Annotated in this window: 17 protein-coding genes, 5 tRNA genes and 2 pseudogenes; 11 read left to right on the forward strand and 13 right to left on the reverse strand. The window is 50.7% G+C overall.

The window, feature by feature from the left end:
• Positions 1 to 24: 24 nt before the first annotated feature.
• Positions 25 to 582 (forward strand): CDP-diacylglycerol--glycerol-3-phosphate 3-phosphatidyltransferase, encoded by a 558-nt coding sequence (pgsA, locus tag LVQ76_RS09730; RefSeq protein WP_232864741.1) that lies wholly within the window; start codon positions 25 to 27, stop codon positions 580 to 582.
• Between the two features lie 151 nt (positions 583 to 733).
• On the forward strand, positions 734 to 1,669 hold the full coding sequence (gene ldtA, locus LVQ76_RS09735; protein WP_232905314.1) for a L,D-transpeptidase: 936 nt from the start codon (positions 734 to 736) through the stop codon (positions 1,667 to 1,669).
• Between the two features lie 58 nt (positions 1,670 to 1,727).
• Here the strand turns inward: ldtA and LVQ76_RS09740 are convergent.
• The 13 genes and pseudogenes from LVQ76_RS09740 to LVQ76_RS09800 all read right to left on the reverse strand — a co-directional run bounded on the left by LVQ76_RS09740 (position 1,728) and on the right by LVQ76_RS09800 (position 12,975).
• Positions 1,728 to 1,803: transfer RNA gene (locus tag LVQ76_RS09740), tRNA-Asn, on the reverse strand.
• Positions 1,804 to 1,935: 132 nt separating this feature from the next.
• Complete coding sequence (locus tag LVQ76_RS09745; protein WP_232921526.1) at positions 1,936 to 3,714, reverse strand: aminopeptidase P family protein; 1,779 nt, start codon at positions 3,712 to 3,714, stop codon at positions 1,936 to 1,938.
• Positions 3,715 to 3,726: 12 nt separating this feature from the next.
• Entirely contained in the window at positions 3,727 to 5,187 is a 1,461-nt protein-coding gene (locus LVQ76_RS09750; protein WP_232921527.1) for an AMP nucleosidase, read from the reverse strand.
• A 153-nt stretch (positions 5,188 to 5,340) separates the two neighbouring features.
• Entirely contained in the window at positions 5,341 to 6,105 is a 765-nt protein-coding gene (locus LVQ76_RS09755) for a DeoR/GlpR family DNA-binding transcription regulator (protein ID WP_232905311.1), read from the reverse strand.
• Positions 6,089 to 6,742 carry a beta/alpha barrel domain-containing protein gene (locus tag LVQ76_RS09760; protein ID WP_232864745.1) on the reverse strand — a complete coding sequence of 218 codons (654 nt, stop codon included), beginning with the start codon at positions 6,740 to 6,742 and terminating at the stop codon, positions 6,089 to 6,091. The genes LVQ76_RS09755 and LVQ76_RS09760 overlap by 17 nt, the downstream gene beginning before the upstream one ends.
• A 2-nt stretch (positions 6,743 to 6,744) precedes the next feature.
• Positions 6,745 to 7,194 (reverse strand): PTS sugar transporter subunit IIA, encoded by a 450-nt coding sequence (locus LVQ76_RS09765; RefSeq protein ID WP_370639845.1) that lies wholly within the window; start codon positions 7,192 to 7,194, stop codon positions 6,745 to 6,747.
• A 109-nt stretch (positions 7,195 to 7,303) separates the two neighbouring features.
• Positions 7,304 to 8,110: a BtpA/SgcQ family protein gene (locus LVQ76_RS09770; protein WP_232864747.1), complete on the reverse strand. Its 807-nt coding sequence runs from the start codon at positions 8,108 to 8,110 to the stop codon at positions 7,304 to 7,306.
• 31 nt (positions 8,111 to 8,141) lie between these two features.
• Positions 8,142 to 9,455 (reverse strand): galactitol-specific PTS transporter subunit IIC, encoded by a 1,314-nt coding sequence (locus LVQ76_RS09775; protein WP_232921528.1) that lies wholly within the window; start codon positions 9,453 to 9,455, stop codon positions 8,142 to 8,144.
• Between the two features lie 17 nt (positions 9,456 to 9,472).
• The gene (locus tag LVQ76_RS09780) at positions 9,473 to 9,748 is read right to left on the reverse strand and encodes a PTS sugar transporter subunit IIB (protein ID WP_232905308.1); all 276 of its coding nucleotides are present in this window, start codon (positions 9,746 to 9,748) and stop codon (positions 9,473 to 9,475) included.
• Positions 9,745 to 10,854, reverse strand: coding sequence for a M42 family metallopeptidase (locus LVQ76_RS09785; protein ID WP_232921529.1), 1,110 nt, complete (start codon positions 10,852 to 10,854; stop codon positions 9,745 to 9,747). The genes LVQ76_RS09780 and LVQ76_RS09785 overlap by 4 nt, the downstream gene beginning before the upstream one ends.
• 218 nt (positions 10,855 to 11,072) lie before the next feature.
• Positions 11,073 to 12,065 (reverse strand): annotated as a pseudogene (locus LVQ76_RS09790) (IS4 family transposase); the annotation flags it as partial.
• Positions 12,065 to 12,738 (reverse strand): annotated as a pseudogene (locus LVQ76_RS09795) (tyrosine-type recombinase/integrase); the annotation flags it as partial. The pseudogenes LVQ76_RS09790 and LVQ76_RS09795, both read right to left, overlap by 1 nt.
• A gap of 161 nt (positions 12,739 to 12,899) precedes the next feature.
• Positions 12,900 to 12,975, reverse strand: a tRNA-Asn gene (locus tag LVQ76_RS09800).
• A 190-nt stretch (positions 12,976 to 13,165) separates the two neighbouring features.
• Between LVQ76_RS09800 and LVQ76_RS09805 the strand changes: the two genes are divergently transcribed.
• The 9 genes from LVQ76_RS09805 to LVQ76_RS09845 all read left to right on the forward strand — a co-directional run bounded on the left by LVQ76_RS09805 (position 13,166) and on the right by LVQ76_RS09845 (position 19,282).
• Positions 13,166 to 13,531, forward strand: a complete 366-nt coding sequence (locus tag LVQ76_RS09805; protein WP_232864751.1) for a copper resistance protein — start codon at positions 13,166 to 13,168, stop codon at positions 13,529 to 13,531.
• A gap of 49 nt (positions 13,532 to 13,580) precedes the next feature.
• Positions 13,581 to 15,467, forward strand: coding sequence for a cytochrome c biogenesis protein CcdA (locus LVQ76_RS09810; protein ID WP_232864752.1), 1,887 nt, complete (start codon positions 13,581 to 13,583; stop codon positions 15,465 to 15,467).
• Positions 15,464 to 16,078: a DsbA family protein gene (locus LVQ76_RS09815; RefSeq protein WP_232921530.1), complete on the forward strand. Its 615-nt coding sequence runs from the start codon at positions 15,464 to 15,466 to the stop codon at positions 16,076 to 16,078. The genes LVQ76_RS09810 and LVQ76_RS09815 overlap by 4 nt, the downstream gene beginning before the upstream one ends.
• Entirely contained in the window at positions 16,068 to 16,571 is a 504-nt protein-coding gene (locus tag LVQ76_RS09820; protein ID WP_232864754.1) for a protein disulfide oxidoreductase, read from the forward strand. Before LVQ76_RS09815 ends, LVQ76_RS09820 begins: the two co-directional genes overlap by 11 nt.
• A 221-nt stretch (positions 16,572 to 16,792) precedes the next feature.
• A complete protein-coding gene (gene nac / locus LVQ76_RS09825; protein ID WP_232864755.1) occupies positions 16,793 to 17,710 on the forward strand; it encodes a nitrogen assimilation transcriptional regulator NAC in 918 nt (305 codons plus the stop codon).
• 105 nt (positions 17,711 to 17,815) lie between these two features.
• Positions 17,816 to 18,760, forward strand: coding sequence for an HTH-type transcriptional regulator Cbl (gene cbl, locus LVQ76_RS09830; protein WP_151996160.1), 945 nt, complete (start codon positions 17,816 to 17,818; stop codon positions 18,758 to 18,760).
• A 224-nt stretch (positions 18,761 to 18,984) separates the two neighbouring features.
• Positions 18,985 to 19,060: transfer RNA gene (locus LVQ76_RS09835), tRNA-Gly, on the forward strand.
• A 49-nt stretch (positions 19,061 to 19,109) separates the two neighbouring features.
• Positions 19,110 to 19,183 (forward strand) — tRNA-Cys (locus LVQ76_RS09840).
• Positions 19,184 to 19,195: 12 nt separating this feature from the next.
• Positions 19,196 to 19,282 (forward strand) — tRNA-Leu (locus LVQ76_RS09845).
• The last annotated feature ends 180 nt before the right edge of the window (positions 19,283 to 19,462 follow it).

Genomic DNA, 19,462 nt, shown 5'->3' on the forward strand with positions numbered 1-19,462 from the left:
TACGACAGACAGTTAACCAGCACTATGCAATTTAATATTCCGACATTGCTTACTCTGTTTCGTATCGTCCTTATCCCATTCTTTGTGCTGGCTTTTTATCTGCCGTTCAGTTGGGCACCTTTCCTATGCGCGTTTATCTTCTGGTTCGCTGCAATAACAGACTGGTTTGATGGCTATCTGGCGCGGCGCTGGAATCAAAGCACGCGTTTTGGAGCATTCCTTGATCCGGTAGCGGATAAAGTCATGGTCGTCGTTGCGCTGGTGCTAGTGGTGGAACACTACCACTCATGGTGGGTGACGCTACCTGCGGCCACTATGATTGCCCGTGAAATTATTATCTCTGCGTTACGCGAATGGATGGCTGAAATTGGCAAGCGCAGCAGCGTTGCTGTTTCCTGGATTGGTAAGTCCAAAACCATGGCACAAATGCTGGCGTTGATCGGTATGCTCTGGCGTCCAAATATGTGGATTGAGTATGCGGGGATCGGTTTATTCTTTATCGCTGCGGTACTAACTTTCTGGTCAATGTTCCAGTATTTAAAAGCGGCAAGTAAAGATCTGCTCGATAGTTCAGGCACTTAATAACCGTATCAGACACAAGAGATGAGCTCCTGTCGGGCTCATCTCTTAAAAGCACCAAACTCCCCCCAGTTCCAAATACCGAAATCCTCACTGAATCTCAATAGAAGGTTATATTTAACCTATCGATACCATGTACGATAATAGGGAAATTATGATTCGCTTATCCTCGCTTGCCCTTGTGCTTGCCGCCGTTACCAGTAGCGCCCAGGCCGTTACCTATATGCTTCCACCTGAGGGTAGCCGCTTGGTCGGCTCGCCGCTAACCGTTAGCGTACCTGAAGGGAATACCCAGCCGCTAGAGTACTTCGCCGCGTTATATGGGCAGGGGCTAAGCAATATGCTGGAAGCCAATCCAGGGGTCGATCCATTTTTGCCAAAAGCCGGTACCCAGTTGACGATTCCGCAACAAGTGATTTTGCCAGATACCGTACGCCAGGGCGTCGTGATTAACGTCGCCGAAATGCGGCTTTACTACTACCCAGAAGGGGGCAATACGGTAGAAATTTTGCCCATTGGTATCGGACAGGCCGGGCGAGAAACCCCGCGTAACTGGGTGACGAGGGTTGAGCGTAAGCAGGAAGCTCCAGGCTGGACACCAACACCGAATACCCGACGCGAATACGCGAAAGAAGGGAAAACTCTGCCAGCGTACGTGCCACCGGGTGAGGATAACCCGATGGGGCTGTATGCGATTTACATCGGCAAGCTTTACGCTATTCACGGCACGAATGCCAACTTTGGTATCGGCCTGCGCGTTAGCCAGGGGTGTATCCGCCTTCGCAAAGATGACATTAAGTATCTGTTTGATAATGTGCCGGTGGGGGCGCGTGTGCAGCTGATTGATCAGCCGGTGAAAGCAACTGTCGAACCGGACGGAAGGCATTGGCTGGAAGTGCATGAGCCTCTGTCCCGTAACCGTGCGGAGTTTGAATCTGACAAGAAAGTGCCGCTACCCATGACACCAACTCTGCGCGATATGACGCAAGGTTCTGGCGTAGATGCAGGCATGGCGAGCGCAGCGTTGACCCGTCGTTCCGGGATGCCGGTGCCAATTAGTATTGAATCTGGAAAAGCCGGTCAGCTATAAAACGCAAATTCTAAAAAGCAAAAAGCCCGCTTAGTTTCCTAAGCGGGCTTCTCTAATATGGCTCCTCTGACTGGACTCGAACCAGTGACATACGGATTAACAGTCCGCCGTTCTACCGACTGAACTACAGAGGAATCGGTTAACGGGGCGCATAGTAACTAGCGGCTACTGGGTTGTCAAAGGCTGATTAGGTGAAATGTGTTTGATTGCTGTTTTAATCATCAAAAAGAAGAAAGGAGCCGCAAAAACACGGCTCTTTGAGGGATTTACATGCGCTGCGTTCTGACTGGCGCTGTTGCCTCTATCAGCCATGGCCGCGCAGTACTGGAAACGAGCGGCGACAATGTTTCCCGCACCAACTGGTGGTAATCATCAAGCCAGGCAATCTCTTGCTCACTTAACAATGGTAACTCCACCGCGCTTAAATCAATCGGGATCAGCGTCAGCGAAGCGAATTTACAGAAACCAGGAACAGAGGCGACAACTTCCACCTGGTTTTCAATACGAATGCCATGGCTGCCAGCGAGGTAATAACCCGGTTCGATAGTCAGTACGTTGCCCGGCAGCATTGGCCACGGATTCACTTTTTTCGCCATACGGTGCGGATTTTCATGAATCAGCATGTTGTGGCCGACACCGTGACCAGTTCCGTGGTCATAATCCAGACCCAGTTCCCACAGCGGACGGCGGGCAAATGCATCCAGTTGGTGGCCCTGTGCACCTTGCGGGAATTGCAGCGAAATCAGCGACAGGAAGCCTTTCAGAACCGCGGTGTAGTGCAGGCGGCGTTGAGCATCGAGTTGCCCAAAGTTCAGCGTGCGGGTGGCATCGGTGGTGCCGTTGAAATACTGGCCACCGGAGTCATTGAGATAAAATTCATTACCGACGATCGCGAAGTTGGTTTCCGGTGCGCTGTGGTAATGGCACATGGCGGCATTGCCCGCTGCGGCGGAAATGGTGCCAAAGCTTTGCTCGATGAAGTTGTCACATTCCTGACGGAAAGCGAGCTGTTTTTCCTGGGCTTCAAGTTCAGTAATCGGATTGCCAGCGGCTTCACGCAGCGGTACTTCATGGCTGAGCCATGCAAGGAAATTCACCCAGGCTGCACCATCCTGAATGTGGCTTGAACGATAGCCGTCCAGTTCGATATCGTTCTTATTGGCTTTCATTAGTGTGATTGGATCTGGCTGCCATTCGATGTCACCGCCGCCTTGTTCCACAGCAAAGCGCACGGCGACAGGCGTGTTGTCGCCATCAAGCAAGAAGCGCTTCCCGGCCGCAAGCTGCTGGCAACGTGCGAGGAAGGCATCCGGGCTGAGGACGGCGATTGACTCCAGCACTGAATTGTCGAGTTGTTGCAGCTTTGCCTCGTCAACAAACCACTCAACGGCACCGTCATTTTTAACCAGCGCAAACGAAAGCGGCACTGGGCTTGTTGGGATGTCTGAACCGCGCACGTTAAGCAACCAGGCAATGTTGTCTGGCAAAGTGAGCGCAAGGTAATCGACACCCTGGCACGTCAACGCTTGCGCGACTCGGGCACATTTAGACTTAGAAGATTCACCGCTAATCACATCAGGCATCTGGCGTATCAACCCACGAGGTATCGCCGGACGTGTCGCCCAGATTTGATTGATCGGGTCATCATTAACGGCAACCAGGTCGCAGCCACTGGTACGCAGGCTTTCATACTGGCTGTTGACCATCAGCAGCGGTTCAAACGCTATGCGTTTACCGGCTGACAAATTTTCGTGAAGCCAGAGATGAATCGGCTCATCGTGCAAATGGTGGATTTCAAACTCGTCCAGATTCACCTGCTGGCGCGCCTGAACCTGATAGCGGCCATCAACGAACAGCAACGCGCGGTCAGCCAGAATCAGAGCCAGGCCCGCAGAGCCGTCAAAGCCGCTGATAAACTCCAGTTTGTCGTCATAAGGCGCGCAATATTCACTTTGCCAGGCGTCGGTGCGTGGAACCAGCATGCCATCCAGTTCGCGCTCTTTAAGCAGGCTGCGCAAGGCAGCGAGGGGTGATGTGTGTTGCATTATTATTTTCTCTTAACGGAAAGGAGGTTCATTAAAAGTACGTAATTTGCGTGAGTGCAGGCGTTCGCCTTCAGCGCGCAAGAGATCAATCGCGCAGATACCAATCTGCAAGTGCTCCGAAATTGCCCCTTCATAAAAGCGGTTGGCCTGGCCGGGGAGTTTAATTTCACCGTGCAGAGGTTTATCGGAAACACATAACAACGTGCCATACGGTACGCGGAAGCGATAACCCTGTGCGGCAATGGTGGCGCTTTCCATATCAATAGCGACGGCGCGGCTGAGGTTAAAACGCAAGGCCGATGCGGAATAGCGCAGCTCCCAGTTACGATCGTCGGTGGTGACGACAGTCCCGGTACGTAAACGTTGCTTAACTTCTTCGCCTGGCATACCGCTCACCAGCTTGGTTGCGTCGTACAACGCCCGCTGCACCTCAGCAATGCTTGGGATTGGGATATCTGGCGGTAGCACCGCATCCAGAACGTGATCATCACGTAGATACGCATGGGCCAGAACATAATCGCCAATCGACTGGCTTTCACGCAGGCCGCCGCAGTGGCCTATCATCAGCCACGCCGCCGGGCGCAACACCGCCAGGTGGTCACAAATAGTTTTCGCATTTGACGGGCCAACACCGATATTCACCAGCGTGATGCCGGTACCGTTGGCATCGATCAAGTGCCACGCGGGCATTTGGTGTTTTTTCCAGGCAAGATCGGAAATGGCTTCTTCCGGGGCCTGGCTGTCGGCCGTCAACCACACGCCACCAGCGCAGGAAAGTGCGACATACGGGCTTTCAGGGTCAAGAATTTGCTGGCAACCCCAGCGCACAAACTCGTCCACATAGCGGGTGTAGTTGGTAAACAACACGAAAGACTGGAAGTGTTCTACCGGGGTGCCGGTGTAGTGGCGTAAACGCGCGAGCGAAAAATCGACGCGTCGGGCATCAAAATGTGAAAGTGGGTAGAACTCGCCAGGGTGGAACAACCCATCCGCTGTCTCATCGCCAATTTGCGACAGTTCGGTGGTGGGAAAATAGCGCGGCAAACCGGCGCTCATTGAGCGGTCCAGCGACAAACTGGAACCATCAATCACATACGGATACGGGATTTCATGCTGCGATAACCCCACTTCTATGTGTGCGCCATAGTCGTCATAAAGCAGTGTGAGTTGTTCGGCGAGATAATGGCGGAATAAAGCAGGACGGGTGACGGTGGTTGTATAACTGCCTGAATGGGTAAAGCGAGCATAGGCACGGGTTTTATTTGGGTGATGTACGGTGCCATCCCAACTGACGCGTAACTCCGGGTAGACAAATAAACCAGCGTCACGTTTTTCAATTTCGGGTAGTGCGCCGTTCTCAACATACTGGCCAATGGCGTCGCGCAGTGCGTTGACCGAGGCATCGTACAGCTCCTCTAGTTTATCGAGGGCCTGGTTCGGGGTAAGGGCTGTGGCGGCTGTCTGATGCGTCATCTTTTCTCCTCATCCTGCTGATTTTTACAGGGCTGTTTGCAGCTTCGATAGTATGTCATCGGCGGGCGGGAGCGAAAGGGGTTGGTAAGGGTTGAAAAGCAAAAAGCCGGCTTAATTTAGCTGGCTTTACACATTGGGTGCCTTCATGGGCTGTTAACGAATAACATTGACACCTGCCTGACGATAACGCTTAAACAGCTGATCGGATAGACCTTTGTCAGTTATCACACAATGAATACAAGAAAGCGTGCTGATGTTATAGGGATTGGTTTGTTCAAATTTGCTGTGATCAGCCAGCAGGATCACTTTTTTGGCGCGCTGGATAATGGTTTTTTTTATGCCGACTTCAAACAGGGTAGCGTTGGTGATACCGGCATCGAGAGATAACGCATCGCAGGAAATAAATGCCTGTTCAATAGAAAAGGTTTTCAGCATATCCGTAGCGAGGCTTTCTCCCACAGTGAAATAGCCGGGGCGGATCATGCCGCCGATAATATAGCTCTCCAGATGACTCATCTGCGCCAGATGATGTGCAATATTAACATCGGTAGTGACCACGCTTGCCGGTATATCCAGCGACTTTGCCAACGCAAGGCAGGTGGATCCGGAGTCAAGAATAAGAAAATCGTGTGGACGGATGTACTGACGTGCCAGCAGGGCTATCTGTTTTTTTGCTTCGACATTAATATTTTTTTTCATGTCGAAGACGAATTCTTTATCCGCATTATTGACGTTAAAGCGCAACCCTCCATGATAACGTTCCATGCCGGGATAGTGGGCCGCAATATAGTTAAAATCGCGCCTTAAAGTGGCATCGGCATAATTCAATAATTCATGTGCCTGTTGAATGCTGAACTGATGGTGTATCCACAAGTAGTGCAGGATATTACCGATACGTTCACTACGCTTTTGGCTCATCGGATTCATCCTGAAACTGGCGTAGCGCGTATGCAATATCGTTCTCAGCAAATAGTGCCCGGCCGAGTACCAGATGGCGAGCTCCCGCATGAATCAGCGTTGAGGCAACATTGAGATCAACACCTCCGTCAGCCCAGATTTCAGCCTGTGGGAATAACCGCGCGGCTTCGGCCACTTTATCTGACATTGCCGGAATGAAACGTTGCCCTTCACCATCCGGTTCGCTGGTCATTATCAACAAGCCATCAAGCTGTTTATTCAGGTAGCGGTAATGGGCAACGGGCGTTGCCGGATTAAATGCCAGTCCGGCTTTGGCACCGGTCAGACGGATAGCGTCCAGATCTTCTGATGGGTTAGCCAGCGCTTCAGCATGCAGAAAAATCCATGCCGGTTTTAGCGGCGCAATCCAGGTTAGCCAGCGGCGAGGCTCCGCCAGCATCAGATGAAATGACAAACAATGTTGCGTCTCACGGGCGATGGCGGTAACGGTCTTCATCCCGAAGGTGATGTTGTTGATAAAGCTGGTGTCTTCGATATCAATATGCAGGGAGCTTACTTTCAGGCGCGCCAGCGAAGAAAGTGTCTCCCCGAGTGTCAGCGGGTCGGAGGAAGCCAGGGACGGGTGGAGATAGACCATCTTTATCGCTCCTGTAGTGTGGGAGAACCGATCAGTTGAAAAAGTTCATGGTCAGTTTTTGCCTGTCGCAACCGGGTGAGTAACTCACCATCATCAAGCAGTGTTGTGATGCTCTGAATGGTTGCCAGGTGGGCATTGGCATCCGTGGCGCTAAGTGCAATCACCAACCATACCGGATCACAATCTTCATGGCCGAAACAAACCGGGCTCTCAAGCGTAGTGATGGCGATGCCATTCGCCAGTACGCCCTGTTCGGGGCGTGCGTGGGGCATGGCGATACCGGGTGCAATGACATAATAAGGGCCCCATTCAAGCGTATTTTCAATCACGCTCTGATAGTAGCGGCGGGTGGTGTAACCGGACTCCTCCAGCGACTGCAGGGCAATTTGAACCGCCTGCTGCCAGTCTGATGCTTTTCTCCGGGCTTGGGCGAGTTGGGGCTGATGTATCAGCATATTGACACCTGTAACGTAATAGCGATAAATAAAGGCCCGGTGTACTTTTGGCGAAGGCGCCGGGCCGTTAGTGATGACGGAGGGGCCGTTGAAAAACGGCCTCGTTTTACCTTCTGAGTTGGTGCACTTTTTCCATAAAGCGCGCGACCCGCGATTCATCGACGAAGTTATCGAATATCCCGTCTTTCTTGAAATGTGTTGCGGTGACACAACCGTCGGCAATGGCCAGTTGTTCTTCTACGTTATCCAGACACACCCCGGTATTGGCCAGCACGACGGTATCCGGTACCGTCTCTTTCACTATTTTGAGCAGGGCGGAATCCGTTTTGCTACCCGCGGTCAGGCCCGAAACACACAGTGCATCAGGATGGTTGTTGAACACCGTTGATTTAGCGATAGCGCGAATATCGCGGTTCCCCAGATAAACGGCGGCTTCTGGCACAATGTTGAATAAGGTTTTGACATGTGAGGCACCAATGCTGTGCTGGTGGCGAATCGTTTCGCCGACATTGGTATCCCAGATACCGAAATCGCTGGCGTAGGCACCGGTAAAGATTTCACGAATAAACTTACCGTCTACGGCCATCGCCAAATCAAACGAAGCGACCGGATCCCAAAGTACGTTGACCCCGTAAGGCACCTTAATCTCAGCCATCAACTGCCCGATAACGCGCGCCATAGCAGCGGTCGTTTCCGTTTTTACGCGCGTCAGATAGGGCAGGCTGAATTCGTTGGAGAACATGACGGCATCTACGCCCCCATTTTGTAGCGCAATCAAGTCATCGCGGGCTTTGTCGATAACCCAGTTCATGCCTTTTTTGCTGTCATAACCCGGATCACCAGGCAAGGCGCGCAAATGGCACATAGCAATAACGGCTTTCTCAGTACCAATAACGGTTTTAAGCCAACTCATATTTCACTACTCCTTTTTAACGATTGATAAATCAGGCAGATAACTCACGTTTACCCAGACCAATCACCACCAGCGCCGTGATACCAATGCAGACAATAGTGCCAATTAACCCCATGCCGACGAGTTCGGTAATCGACCAGCCGAACGGGTTGCCAACCGAAAGCGCGGTAATTTGTGAACCGTCTTTAGCCAGACTGAAGCCACCCTGGGTGGCCATCTGGGTAAAGTACGGGGCAAAATGGGTGGAAATCAGTAATACGAAAATCATGGTGATAAAGCTGGTGATTAAGGTACGCAGGAAATCTCCGCGATGGATAACGGTTGCCATACAGACAAAGAAAGGTGCAACGGGAAGGTCGGCGAGTGGCAGCACCTGATTCCCCGGTAACAGCCCGGCGGTGATGAGCATGATGGGGATTAGCAGCAGGCCGACGGCAATGGTGGTGGGGTGGCCAAGTGTGACGGCACTGTCCAGGCCGATATAAAACTCCCGACCATGAAAATGCTTTTGCAAGAAGGTGCGAGCCCCCTCGGATATAGGAAGCAAGCCTTCAACAATCAAACGGATCATGCGCGGGAACAGCACCATGATGGCCGCTACGGTGATCACCAGACTTGCCAGATCTTTGAATCCGTAACCGGCTGCGAGGCCAAAGATAATACCCAGAATCACGCCAATAATTACCGGGTCGCCAATCATGCCAAAGCGTTTTTGGATTTCGCTGGCATCAATGCTGTGGTTTTTCATAAACGGAATACGTTCATAGACCCACTCCAGCAGCAGCGCGATGGGGACTGAGCTGGTTCCCCAACCCTGGGGGATAGAAATGCCTTCCAGACCGACAATCTTTTGTACGCGACGGGCAGTGAGATCGGCCACTTTCAGTGACAATGCCGCATGGCAGACCGCCGCTATCACGCCATAGATCATGCTGCCGGTAAGAATATTGGCAATAGCACCGGTAATGGCGTAATGCCAATAGTTGTAGATATCCACGTTCATGGTTTTGGTCAGGCGTGTAACCAGTAACACAATGTTAAACAGGAACACCACCGGGATCACCACCGCCCCGACAGCTGTGGCATAACCGACACCAGAAGCCGGGCCTGCTCCTACATCCAGTAGATTCAGATGCAGGCCGAAACGCTCGATCATCAGTTTGATGGCGGGATTCAGGCTATCTATTGCCATGACAATCACTAGCCCCATTCCCACGAAGCCAATGCCGATGGTGACGCCAGCTTTAACTGCCTGGAAGAACGGGATACGGAAAATAAGCGCGATGAAAAACATGATGATGGGGACGAAAACTGTACCCCCGAGGGATAAAATATAATCAATCATGACGGTACCCTCTGATGTTATTTCAGTAACTCAAGCAACTGCTGCTTAAGTGGTTCATCGTTAATTCCCGTCAGAAATGCAGCACCATTCAGGCACGGTACTCCGTAATCAGTACTGGTTTTCATGGCCGTGACGATAAGATCAACCCCATGTTTATTGAGTGGGATTTCACTCAGACAACATTGATTGGTGGTGGCGTGAATACCTTGCTCACTCAGGAAACGGCTTAGTTTCTGGGCAATCATGGTGGACGTGGCCATGCCGGTACCACAGGCAACAAGTATTTTTTTCATTGCGGTGACCTCTTTTCTTTCACAGTTAATGGAAACGTTTCGGCTTTCGCTTCAACAAGATGTGCCAGCAGATTGATGCAGTGTTGCAGGTCGCTCAGGCTGGCAACTTCGCCAGGAGAATGGGTGTAACGACAGGGAATAGACAGACCCGCGCAGAGGATACCGTCCTGCTGAAGCTGGATGTACCCGCTTTCGGTAATCACGCCAGGTGCGACTTCGCGTTGAACCGGGATTTGATGCTGCACGGCGGTCGTTTCCAGCCAGTGAATGACTTTGGGTGAAGTAATAAGCCCAGCCAGCGTGCCGCGTCCATGGTAGTTCAGACAGGTGATGCCGGGTCCCTGATTGATCACCAGATCAGAATAGTCGGCGAGATCCGGGGTATCGCATGAAGGCGTGATATCAATGCCGATCGTCAGGTCAGGGCTGATAGCATTTACGGCGGGAAGAATGCCGCGAATATTAAACTCTTCCTGTACCGCAGCGACGATAAACAAAGCCACTTCCAGCGTTTTTCCGGCGATTTTATCCGCCAGCCCAAGTAAGGCTGCGCAGCCCAGACGGTTATCCAGTGCCTTGCTGCAAACCAGATTATTGCCGAGTGCACGCGGTGGATTATTGAGTGTGATGGGCGTCCCAACATTAACCCCCATCGCCAGCGCATCCTGTTTGCTGCTGGCCCCGATATCGATCCACAGTTGGTCGATTGCAGGTTGATGGGTGCGTTCATCCCCTTTACTGAAATGGTAAGATTTGGTCCCGATACAACCCGGCACACTGCCTTTACTGCCCTGCAAATTCACCGTGGAGCCGGACATGGTTATCTGTGCAGGCCCGCCGACGCGTTCAAAACGAATAAAACCGTTCTGCTCAATCTTTCGCACCATAAAACCGACTTCGTCCATATGGGCGAACACCATCACGCGCAGCGCATCGGGTTCTTGACTGCCAAACTGTGCAATGACATTGCCCAGAACATCCCGACTTGTTGTGATAGCACCTTTTGCGAGAAGGGGTTGTATCACGTCAGCAACAACGGTTTCGTGGCCGGGGATGGCATCCAGCGACAGGAGATGCATCAGGGTGGAACGGGTATCAAAGGGCATAAATAACCTCAGAAGTGATTGACCGAGGGGATGTTATGCGGTGTATCTGATTGATTAAATGAGATGAAAATCACATTAAAAAACGAAGCGGATGCTTTTACCTGAACGATGAGAAGTGGTTAAAACTAAATCGCTCATTTAAATTGTACATACGGTGAAATCGCTCAATGACGTTGAGTGAACCGGGGGAAATTCCCCTGAGGGATCCCCACTCATTATCAGTAAACCAGTACCATAGATGTATTTCGCTGGATAAGTAGTCTTAACGACTTATCCAGCGACGTTCTGGCAAACAATTCTGGTGAATGCCTCTTAACATTTTCTGCCAGTGTTAACAGGGATATTACTCTGCGGCTATGGGTTGTGTTGGCCTGATACCTCCGCTGCAATCCCTTGTTTTCAAAGCTATAACCACTCAGCCACATGATTATGCTTGCCAGTGTGGCTATCAGACTCAGTACTGAAAGCCGTCCAACTGTCTGGCTCCCTCCATCCCGTAATCCAAATCCATATCTGGCACTTTTTTCGTCCCTGAAATTTTGCTCAATCTGCATCCTTCTGCTGTAAATTTTCATTACTTGCTTTGCGCTATATTCCGTCGTATTCGTAAAAATTAACCAGGGAGATTTTGCTGAAGCGCGGCTTTTCATCTCCTGACCGGGTCGACGCTTTCGTTCTTTGGTACTTCGTCCTTTTCGTCCTTTATCTTTCTGTTTATAAAGATAAAAATGGCCGGGACGTTGAGCGCACTTATTTCGTCCGAGAATACCTTCACCTAAATACTGAGGTCTGTCTGTGGCTTTATTTCCCGACTCACTGACTTTTTCCCACTCAGTTCCGGTGCGGTAATAATGATTTCCCTGTATCCGGCTGATATAAGACCAACCGCGTTGACTGATTTGCCTGAACCAGCATCCATGAAAAACCGAATCGGCAATAATAACGACTTTTGTATCCGGTTTGAGGCAGTGTGAAAGTGATGTAAAAAACTGGTCATGTATATCCGGATTCCCCTGAAGAGCTTTTGGTACCACCCGGCTCATCAGTGGAAGATAGCGGCCATCACAGGCGAGGCTCGCACGCAACAGTTGTAAGGCTTCACAGTGATAACTACTCCAGTCCACCAGAATAAAAACACGGGGCATCTGCTGAACAATTCGCCGGGTAATTAAGTTGAATATACCGGGGACTTCCTGCTGAATACGGGGATTAGCTCCCGACCCTGTTGATAATCGCCGATACGGTCAAGCAGTTCAGGCAACCGTTCCAGTGGCAGTGCGGGATAGTGATTTTTAACGGGAGGTGCGACAACGCCTTCCAGATGCTGCGCCGGGTTATTTTCGGTCATTCCCTGCTGTACAGCGTAACGCATGATGTTGCAGAGCTGCTGCCGGGTTCGGGACGCGACCTCAAGGAAGCCTTTATCCTCGTAACCCGAAGTAATGCCGTGAAATGCTGCGTTTTAAGAATTGTGACGGGCAAATGACCTATTGCCGGAAAGATATGATTGTCCATGCTGGCGAGAATACGTGCGGCGTAATCGGTCGACCATTTTTTGTTGGTTTTATGCCATGCAAGCGCCACGGTTTTAAAGCACTTGCCAGGTGAAGACGCTGCTTTATCCGCAATACGTTGTTGCGCTGGATTGATTTTCTGTGTCAATAGTTTGCGAATGCCATCGCGCTGCTGTCTGGCTTGCGAAAGTGAGATGAGTGGATATGCACCCAGACTGACTCTGGATTCTTTTCCACTAAAGCGATATTTGAGATACCAGATGCGCGAACCAGCCGGATTGACAAGCAAATACAGGCCATGTGAATCGGTGAGTTTTACGGGACGGGAAGAAGGTTTTAAATTGCGGATTTTAGAATCGTTTAAAGACATTTGGGGGTCACTCCAATATCGAACCAAACTGACCCCAAATCTGACCACCAAATTCACTGGATGCGTAGGGAAAACTAAACACGCATCGGGAAGGTTTTTCACGCTAACTTACTGAATCAAAATCATATAGAGATTCGCAGGGATGCATGAAAACAAGAATTTGGCTCCTCTGACTGGACTCGAACCAGTGACATACGGATTAACAGTCCGCCGTTCTACCGACTGAACTACAGAGGAATCGGTTAACGGGGCGCATATTAGCGATGCGCTTCGGGGTTGTCAAAGCCTGTTATCACACTGCAGGTTTGTTTGCTGATAAAACAATCAAACCCGGCAATGCAGGCGTGCAGACATATCTTTACAGCACATCAGTTGCCAAACGAGAACGACTGGTTAAGATATGCGGTTCATATAGTGCGAGGGATTCATGTTTAAACGGAAGCATTTTGCAAAGTGGTTTTTATTGCTGGCATGTCTGGTGGTGTTAGTTTGCACCGCGCAACGCATGGCGGGATTGCACGCTTTGCAAATGAAAGCTGCCCAAAGCATCATGCTCTCGCAAAGCAGCAATTCCGAAGTTGAAGATAACGCGCCGGTTACCCCCTGCGAATTGAGTGCAAAGTCATTACTTGCCGCACCTCCAGTGTTGTTTGAAGCTGCATTTTTTGTTTTCAGTCTACTTCTGGCGCTGATTGCACCATTACAAGCTGAACGATCATCTGTTTCTCCTGCCAGGGCATTTAGTTCGCCCACCCTCAGAGTCCATCTCAGATTTTGCGTTTTCCGTGAATGAAACACCGGCTGTTTAACACAGTTCGATAATTCATTTACGGAGAAAAAATATGTTGAGTCTTTTTAGGCGAGCGTTGCTCTGCCTGCTACTGCTATGGCTGCCATTTTCATGGGCTGCGGAACCCGGCTGGCTTCAATCTACGGATAATCAACACGCCAGCGTTCGGCTGCGTGCAGATACCTCACTGCCAGGTGAAACCCGCGTCCTGCTGGATGTAAAACTGGAAGAAGGGTGGAAAACCTATTGGCGGTCGCCGGGTGATGGTGGCGTTGCGCCGACTATTGTCTGGAGCGAAGCCGTGAAATCTGCCCAGTGGTTCTGGCCGACGCCACAACGTTTTGATGTGGCGGGGATCACCACTCAGGGTTACCACAATGCGGTAAGTATTCCGCTGGTCCTCGATGGTGCTTTTACAGGGAAAATCACAGGCGTACTTACGCTCTCGACCTGCAAAGATGTCTGTCTGCTGACAGATTTTCCCTTTGAAATCACACCTGAGAATGGCAACGCAGCTTTTGCCCACGATTATGCACAAGCGATGGGTAAAGTGCCGCTTCATAACGGGCTAACCGATAGCCTGAAAGCGGGGTATCGCAGCGCTGAACTGGTGGTGCAAGCCACACGTTCGGCAGGCTGGCAGAAACCCGAGTTGTTTTTTGATATGCCAGAGGATGCCAGTTTCGGTAAACCAAAATATCGTGTCGAAGGTGAAATGTTATGGGCAACCGTACCGGTTAGTGATGGCTGGGAAGGCGCCGGGCCCGATCTCCGTGGGCGCAATCTCTCTTTGGTTATCGCCGATAATGGCATTGCTCAGCAAAGCAATATCACGATAGCTGAAACGCCAGTTGTACCTGAGGCTGGGGGTGACTTTGTACTCTGGCAAGTGTTACTGCTTGCCCTGCTGGGTGGGTTCATTCTTAACCTGATGCCATGTGTGTTGCCCGTTTTGGGGATGAAACTCGGTTCCGTGTTACTGGCTGAAAAACAAGAAAAGCGCGTTATTCGCCAACAGTTCCTCGCCTCATTTGCCGGTATTCTCGTTTCGTTTATGGCGCTGGCGCTATTAATGACGGTACTGCGTTTGACAAACCAGGCGGTGGGCTGGGGGATTCAGTTCCAGAATGCCTGGTTTATTGGCTTTATGGCCGTAGTGATGTTGGTGTTCAGTGCCAATCTGTTTGGACTATTTGAATTCCGACTTTCTTCAAAAGTGACAACCAGGATTGCTACGCAAGGTGGCAATGGCATAAGTGGGCATTTCTGGCAGGGAGCGTTGGCAACACTGCTGGCAACACCTTGTAGTGCTCCATTCCTTGGCACAGCCGTTGCTGTGGCACTTGGTGCCTCATTGCCAACATTGTGGGGTATCTTTTTAGCACTTGGTGTGGGAATGAGCCTGCCATGGCTGCTGATTGCCATGCGCCCTTCATTGGCATTACGACTGCCGAAACCTGGACGCTGGATGGTCTGGTTGCGCCGCATCCTGGCAGTGATGATGCTGGGCTCAGCTTTATGGCTGGTTAGTCTGTTACCGGTGCATTTTGGGTCAGCAGTAAATACTCCCGTTAAAGAAAATATTGCCTGGCAGCCGCTAAGTGAGCAGGCAATTCAGGATGCAGTGGCGCAAAACAAGCGTGTGTTTATTGATGTCACCGCCGACTGGTGTATCACCTGCAAAATTAACAAGTTAAACGTTCTTTCTCGTGAGGATGTACAGGCTGTGTTGCAAGAGCCTGATGTCATTGCATTACGCGGAGACTGGACACTCCCTTCAAAAGAGATAACCACATTCCTCAAACAGCGTGGGCAAGTTGGTGTGCCATTCAACCAGGTCTATGGGCCGGGTACACCCGAAGGAAAAGCCCTGCCAACTCTGTTGACACGAGATGTCGTATTGAACGCGCTAAATGATGCGAAAGGAGATAAAAAATGAAAATGATCATGACGCTTGTACTGTTGCTGGCGACCACTTTTGGTGCCACTGCCGAGACGCAACCTAATAATGAAGAACAAATACAGCAGATGATCTATCAAGCGTTGTATCACGATCCTGCCAGCCCACGGATTGGTGCAACGTCACCGAAATTAACCATCATTTCGTTTACCGACTACAACTGCCCGTACTGTAAAAAGTTCGACCCAATGCTTGAGAAGATTGTCGAGAAGTATCCCGACGTGGCGGTGGTGTTCAAGCTGCTACCATTTCGTGGTGAATCATCATCGCTGGCAGCGCGTGTCGCCTTAACGACCTGGCGCGAGAACCCGCAGCAGTTTTTGGCATTGCATCACAGTTTGATGTCGAAACAGGGTAATCACACCGCAACCACTATTGATGCGGCATTCGTCAAAAGTGGGACGACAGTGGTAAAGCCTGATGAGTTGAGTAGGGAAACACTGAATCTCAACCTTCAACTGGCTCGGGTCGTCGGTGTGGAAGGCACGCCGGCAACATTGGTTGGCGATACCTTACTGGCAGGGGCAGTGCCATGGGAGTCTTTGGAAACGCTGGTGATAGAAAAGCGGGCGCAGGCCAATGAAAAGTAAATTAAAGCGCTGGGGACGGGAAGCATTGGTGATGGTGGTAGTCCTCCTCACCATTGTCTTTCTGATGGACTGGTGGCGAGCGCCGAAAATGCCCACGACTTTCGACAGCACACCACTTCATACACTGGATGGCCAGGCAGTCACGTTGAGCGCGTTGAGTGAAGATCGCCCATTACTACTTTATTTCTGGGCTAGTTGGTGCGGCGTGTGTCGCTACACCACACCTTCTGTTGCGCAGTTGGTGGGAGAAGGAGGGAACGTGATGACAATTGCGCTACGTTCAGGTGGACCACAGGATGTGACGCGTTGGTTGGCCCAGAAAAAGATCCATCTCCCTGTGGTCAATGATGCCTCAGGTGAGTTATCTCGCAACTGGCAGATTGGCGTCACGCCTACGTTGGTTGTGCTTTATAAAGGAGAGGTTGTCTCGTCAACGACCGGTTGGACCAGCCTTTCAGGAATGAAATTACGTCTTTGGTGGGCAAGTTTGTAACGAGGTGGTTTGGCGCACCGTAATGGTGCGCCTATACCTCTAATGGGGCATAAGAGAACCACTGTTTCAAACTCATTTTTCCTCTTTTCAAATCACTTTCGCTTATTATCCAGCTTGTTAGGACATCTGGTCGGATGTTTCTCAAAAGTGGCAAGCATATTGCAATTCTTAGAGAGACATCACTGCCGAGACTGGCGTTGGCATTCCGTGTAGGGGGCAAAATGAATTTAAGACGACTGAAGTACTTCGTGAAAATCGTCGATATTGGTAGCCTGACTCAAGCCGCAGAAGTGCTGCATATTGCGCAGCCGGCACTGAGCCAACAAGTTGCTACCCTTGAAGGTGAAATGGATCAGCAGCTATTAATTCGTACCAAACGCGGCGTAACGCCAACAGAAGCAGGAAAAATTCTCTATACCCATGCGCGAACTATTTTGCGCCAATGTGAACAGGCTCAATTAGCGGTTTGCAATGTGGGCCAAACTTTAGGTGGTCAGGTTTCTATTGGTCTGGCTCCCGGTACCGCAGCGTCTTCAATTACCATGCCTTTATTACAGGCAGTACGTGCGGAATTACCCGACGTGCTGGTCTATCTGCATGAGAACAGTAGTTCTGTCCTGAATGACAAGCTGTTAAGCGGCCAGCTTGACATGGCGGTCTTGTATGACCGTTCTCCAACGGCGGGCATCACCAGCCAACCGTTACTTAAAGAGGAGTTGTTTCTGGTCGGCACCCGCGACTGTCCAGGTCAGACAGTCGATCTTTCTGCGGTGGCCGAAATGAACCTATTCCTGCCGCGAGACTACAGCGCCGTGCGTAAACGAGTGGATGAAGCGTTCTCACTACGCCGCCTGACGGCAAAAATTACCGGGGAGATTGATTCTATCTCGACGCTGACGGCTGCTATTGCCAGCGGTATGGGGGTGACCGTGTTGCCAGAATCAGCGGCACGCTCGCTGGTGAGTTCGGCAAATGGCTGGATGGCTCGTATCACCAGCCCATCACTGAATTTACCACTCTCGGTTAATTTATCGGCCCGTAGCGCGCTGACCCCGCAGGCGCAGGCAGTAAAAGACATTTTGATGTCGCTGGTGGTTCGTCCTGCACAGGAAAATCGCGAACTGCTACTGGTAGGATGATTCGGCTTATTGCTAAATCGAATAAGTTGCTGGTTTTTATTATTTGTTATCTCGGGGTTGCCACTTTAACAATAGTGTAAAGAATGGTTATGCCCCGGGGGCAATGTGAACTTCCAGCAACTCAAAATCATCCGCGAGGCGGCCCGGCGGGACTACAACCTGACCGAAGTCGCCAATATGCTTTTCACTTCGCAATCGGGCGTAAGCCGCCATATTCGTGAACTGGAAGAAGAACTCGGTATCGAGATTTTCATCCGTCGCGGTAAACGTTTATTGGGCATGACAGAGCCGGGTAAAGCTCTGCTGGTGATTGCTGAACGTATTCTTAATGAAGCCAGTAATGTACGTCGTCTGGCCGATGTATTTACCAACGACACCAGCGGTGTACTCACCATTGCTACCACGCATACTCAGGCACGCTACAGTTTGCCGTCGGTTATCAAATCGTTCCGCTCATTATTCCCAGAAGTACGTCTTGAGCTAATTCAGGGGACGCCGCAAGAAATCGAGATGCTGCTGCATAACGGTACGGCAGATATTGGTATTGCCAGTGAGCGCTTAAGTACCGATCCCTTAGTCGTCGCTTATCCGTGGTTTCGCTGGTCTCACACTTTATTGGTGCCGCGCGGTCATCCACTGATCCATGCTAATCCCCTCACACTTGATGATATTAGCCATTGGCCGATTATTACTTATCGTCAAGGTATTACCGGACGTGCGCGTATTGATGAAGCGTTCTCACGCCGTGGACTGACTCCAGATATCGTGCTGAGTGCGCAAGACTCGGACGTGGTGAAAACTTATGTAGAGTTAGGGCTGGGTATCGGTCTGGTGGCATTTCAGGCAAGCAGCGAGGAAGGGGAGTTAGTCAGACTCGATACTCGTCATCTTTTTGACACTAACACCGTATGGCTCGGATTGAAGCGAGGTCAGTTGCAACGGAATTATGTCTGGCGCTTTATCGAACTGTGCAACCCTGAGCTTTCTGTTGCCGACATTAAAAGGTTGGCGCTAGAGCCAGAAGAAACGATATTGGATTATCAAATTTGATTCCCATTTACTGGTCAATGCATCAATATTTGGCCGCAGCAGAGGCTTATTTGCTCGAACCGTGATCGGTACGGTGCAAAATTCAGCAAACGGAGCGCGATGACGGAAAATTTCATTGACTCATCGCGTCAGGTAAGTAGAATGCAACGCATCGAACGGCAGCACAGCTTGCCAGAAGATAGTAAAATCAAATGATTAGCTTTAAGGTTAATTAATAAGATTTTGCGGGAATAGCTCAGTTGGTAGAGCACGACCTTGCCAAGGTCGGGGTCGCGAGTTCGAGTCTCGTTTCCCGCTCCAAATTTATGTAGCAGAGTTTCTGTTACAGCCTGCGAAGGTAAAAGGTTTTGGCGCGTTAGCAAAGCGGTTATGTAGCGGATTGCAAATCCGTCTAGTCCGGTTCGACTCCGGAACGCGCCTCCACTTTCTTCCCGAGCCCGGGTGGTGAAATCGGTAGACACAAGGGATTTAAAATCCCTCGGCGTTCGCGCTGTGCGGGTTCAAGTCCCGCCCCGGGCACCATGGGAAACATCAGAATAATCAAAGCAATAAGCAGTGTCGTGAAACCACCTACGGGTGGTTTTTTTATGCCTGAAATTCACGTTTTGTGCTCATAGGCTGCAATCAACGCCAAACCACAGCCTGATAATGTAAAACCAGCCCGGCAGCCTATTAGGATTTTAGGCTGCCGGGTTGTTGAGC

The sequence above is a fragment of the Buttiauxella cochleicola genome (assembly GCF_021283185.1).
GTDB lineage: Bacteria > Pseudomonadota > Gammaproteobacteria > Enterobacterales > Enterobacteriaceae > Buttiauxella > Buttiauxella massiliensis.

What these genes read in the sequence shown, in the direction of transcription:
- pgsA (WP_232864741.1), top strand. Translation starts at nt 25, where the DNA reads ATGCAATTTAATATTCCGACATTGCTTACTCTGTTTCGTATCGTCCTT.
- ldtA (WP_232905314.1), top strand. Translation starts at nt 734, where the DNA reads ATGATTCGCTTATCCTCGCTTGCCCTTGTGCTTGCCGCCGTTACCAGT.
- LVQ76_RS09745 (WP_232921526.1), bottom strand. Translation starts at nt 3,714, where the DNA reads ATGCAACACACATCACCCCTCGCTGCCTTGCGCAGCCTGCTTAAAGAG.
- LVQ76_RS09750 (WP_232921527.1), bottom strand. Translation starts at nt 5,187, where the DNA reads ATGACGCATCAGACAGCCGCCACAGCCCTTACCCCGAACCAGGCCCTC.
- LVQ76_RS09755 (WP_232905311.1), bottom strand. Translation starts at nt 6,105, where the DNA reads ATGAGCCAAAAGCGTAGTGAACGTATCGGTAATATCCTGCACTACTTG.
- LVQ76_RS09760 (WP_232864745.1), bottom strand. Translation starts at nt 6,742, where the DNA reads ATGGTCTATCTCCACCCGTCCCTGGCTTCCTCCGACCCGCTGACACTC.
- LVQ76_RS09770 (WP_232864747.1), bottom strand. Translation starts at nt 8,110, where the DNA reads ATGAGTTGGCTTAAAACCGTTATTGGTACTGAGAAAGCCGTTATTGCT.
- LVQ76_RS09775 (WP_232921528.1), bottom strand. Translation starts at nt 9,455, where the DNA reads ATGATTGATTATATTTTATCCCTCGGGGGTACAGTTTTCGTCCCCATC.
- LVQ76_RS09780 (WP_232905308.1), bottom strand. Translation starts at nt 9,748, where the DNA reads ATGAAAAAAATACTTGTTGCCTGTGGTACCGGCATGGCCACGTCCACC.
- LVQ76_RS09785 (WP_232921529.1), bottom strand. Translation starts at nt 10,854, where the DNA reads ATGCCCTTTGATACCCGTTCCACCCTGATGCATCTCCTGTCGCTGGAT.
- LVQ76_RS09805 (WP_232864751.1), top strand. Translation starts at nt 13,166, where the DNA reads ATGTTTAAACGGAAGCATTTTGCAAAGTGGTTTTTATTGCTGGCATGT.
- LVQ76_RS09810 (WP_232864752.1), top strand. Translation starts at nt 13,581, where the DNA reads ATGTTGAGTCTTTTTAGGCGAGCGTTGCTCTGCCTGCTACTGCTATGG.
- LVQ76_RS09815 (WP_232921530.1), top strand. Translation starts at nt 15,464, where the DNA reads ATGAAAATGATCATGACGCTTGTACTGTTGCTGGCGACCACTTTTGGT.
- LVQ76_RS09820 (WP_232864754.1), top strand. Translation starts at nt 16,068, where the DNA reads ATGAAAAGTAAATTAAAGCGCTGGGGACGGGAAGCATTGGTGATGGTG.
- nac (WP_232864755.1), top strand. Translation starts at nt 16,793, where the DNA reads ATGAATTTAAGACGACTGAAGTACTTCGTGAAAATCGTCGATATTGGT.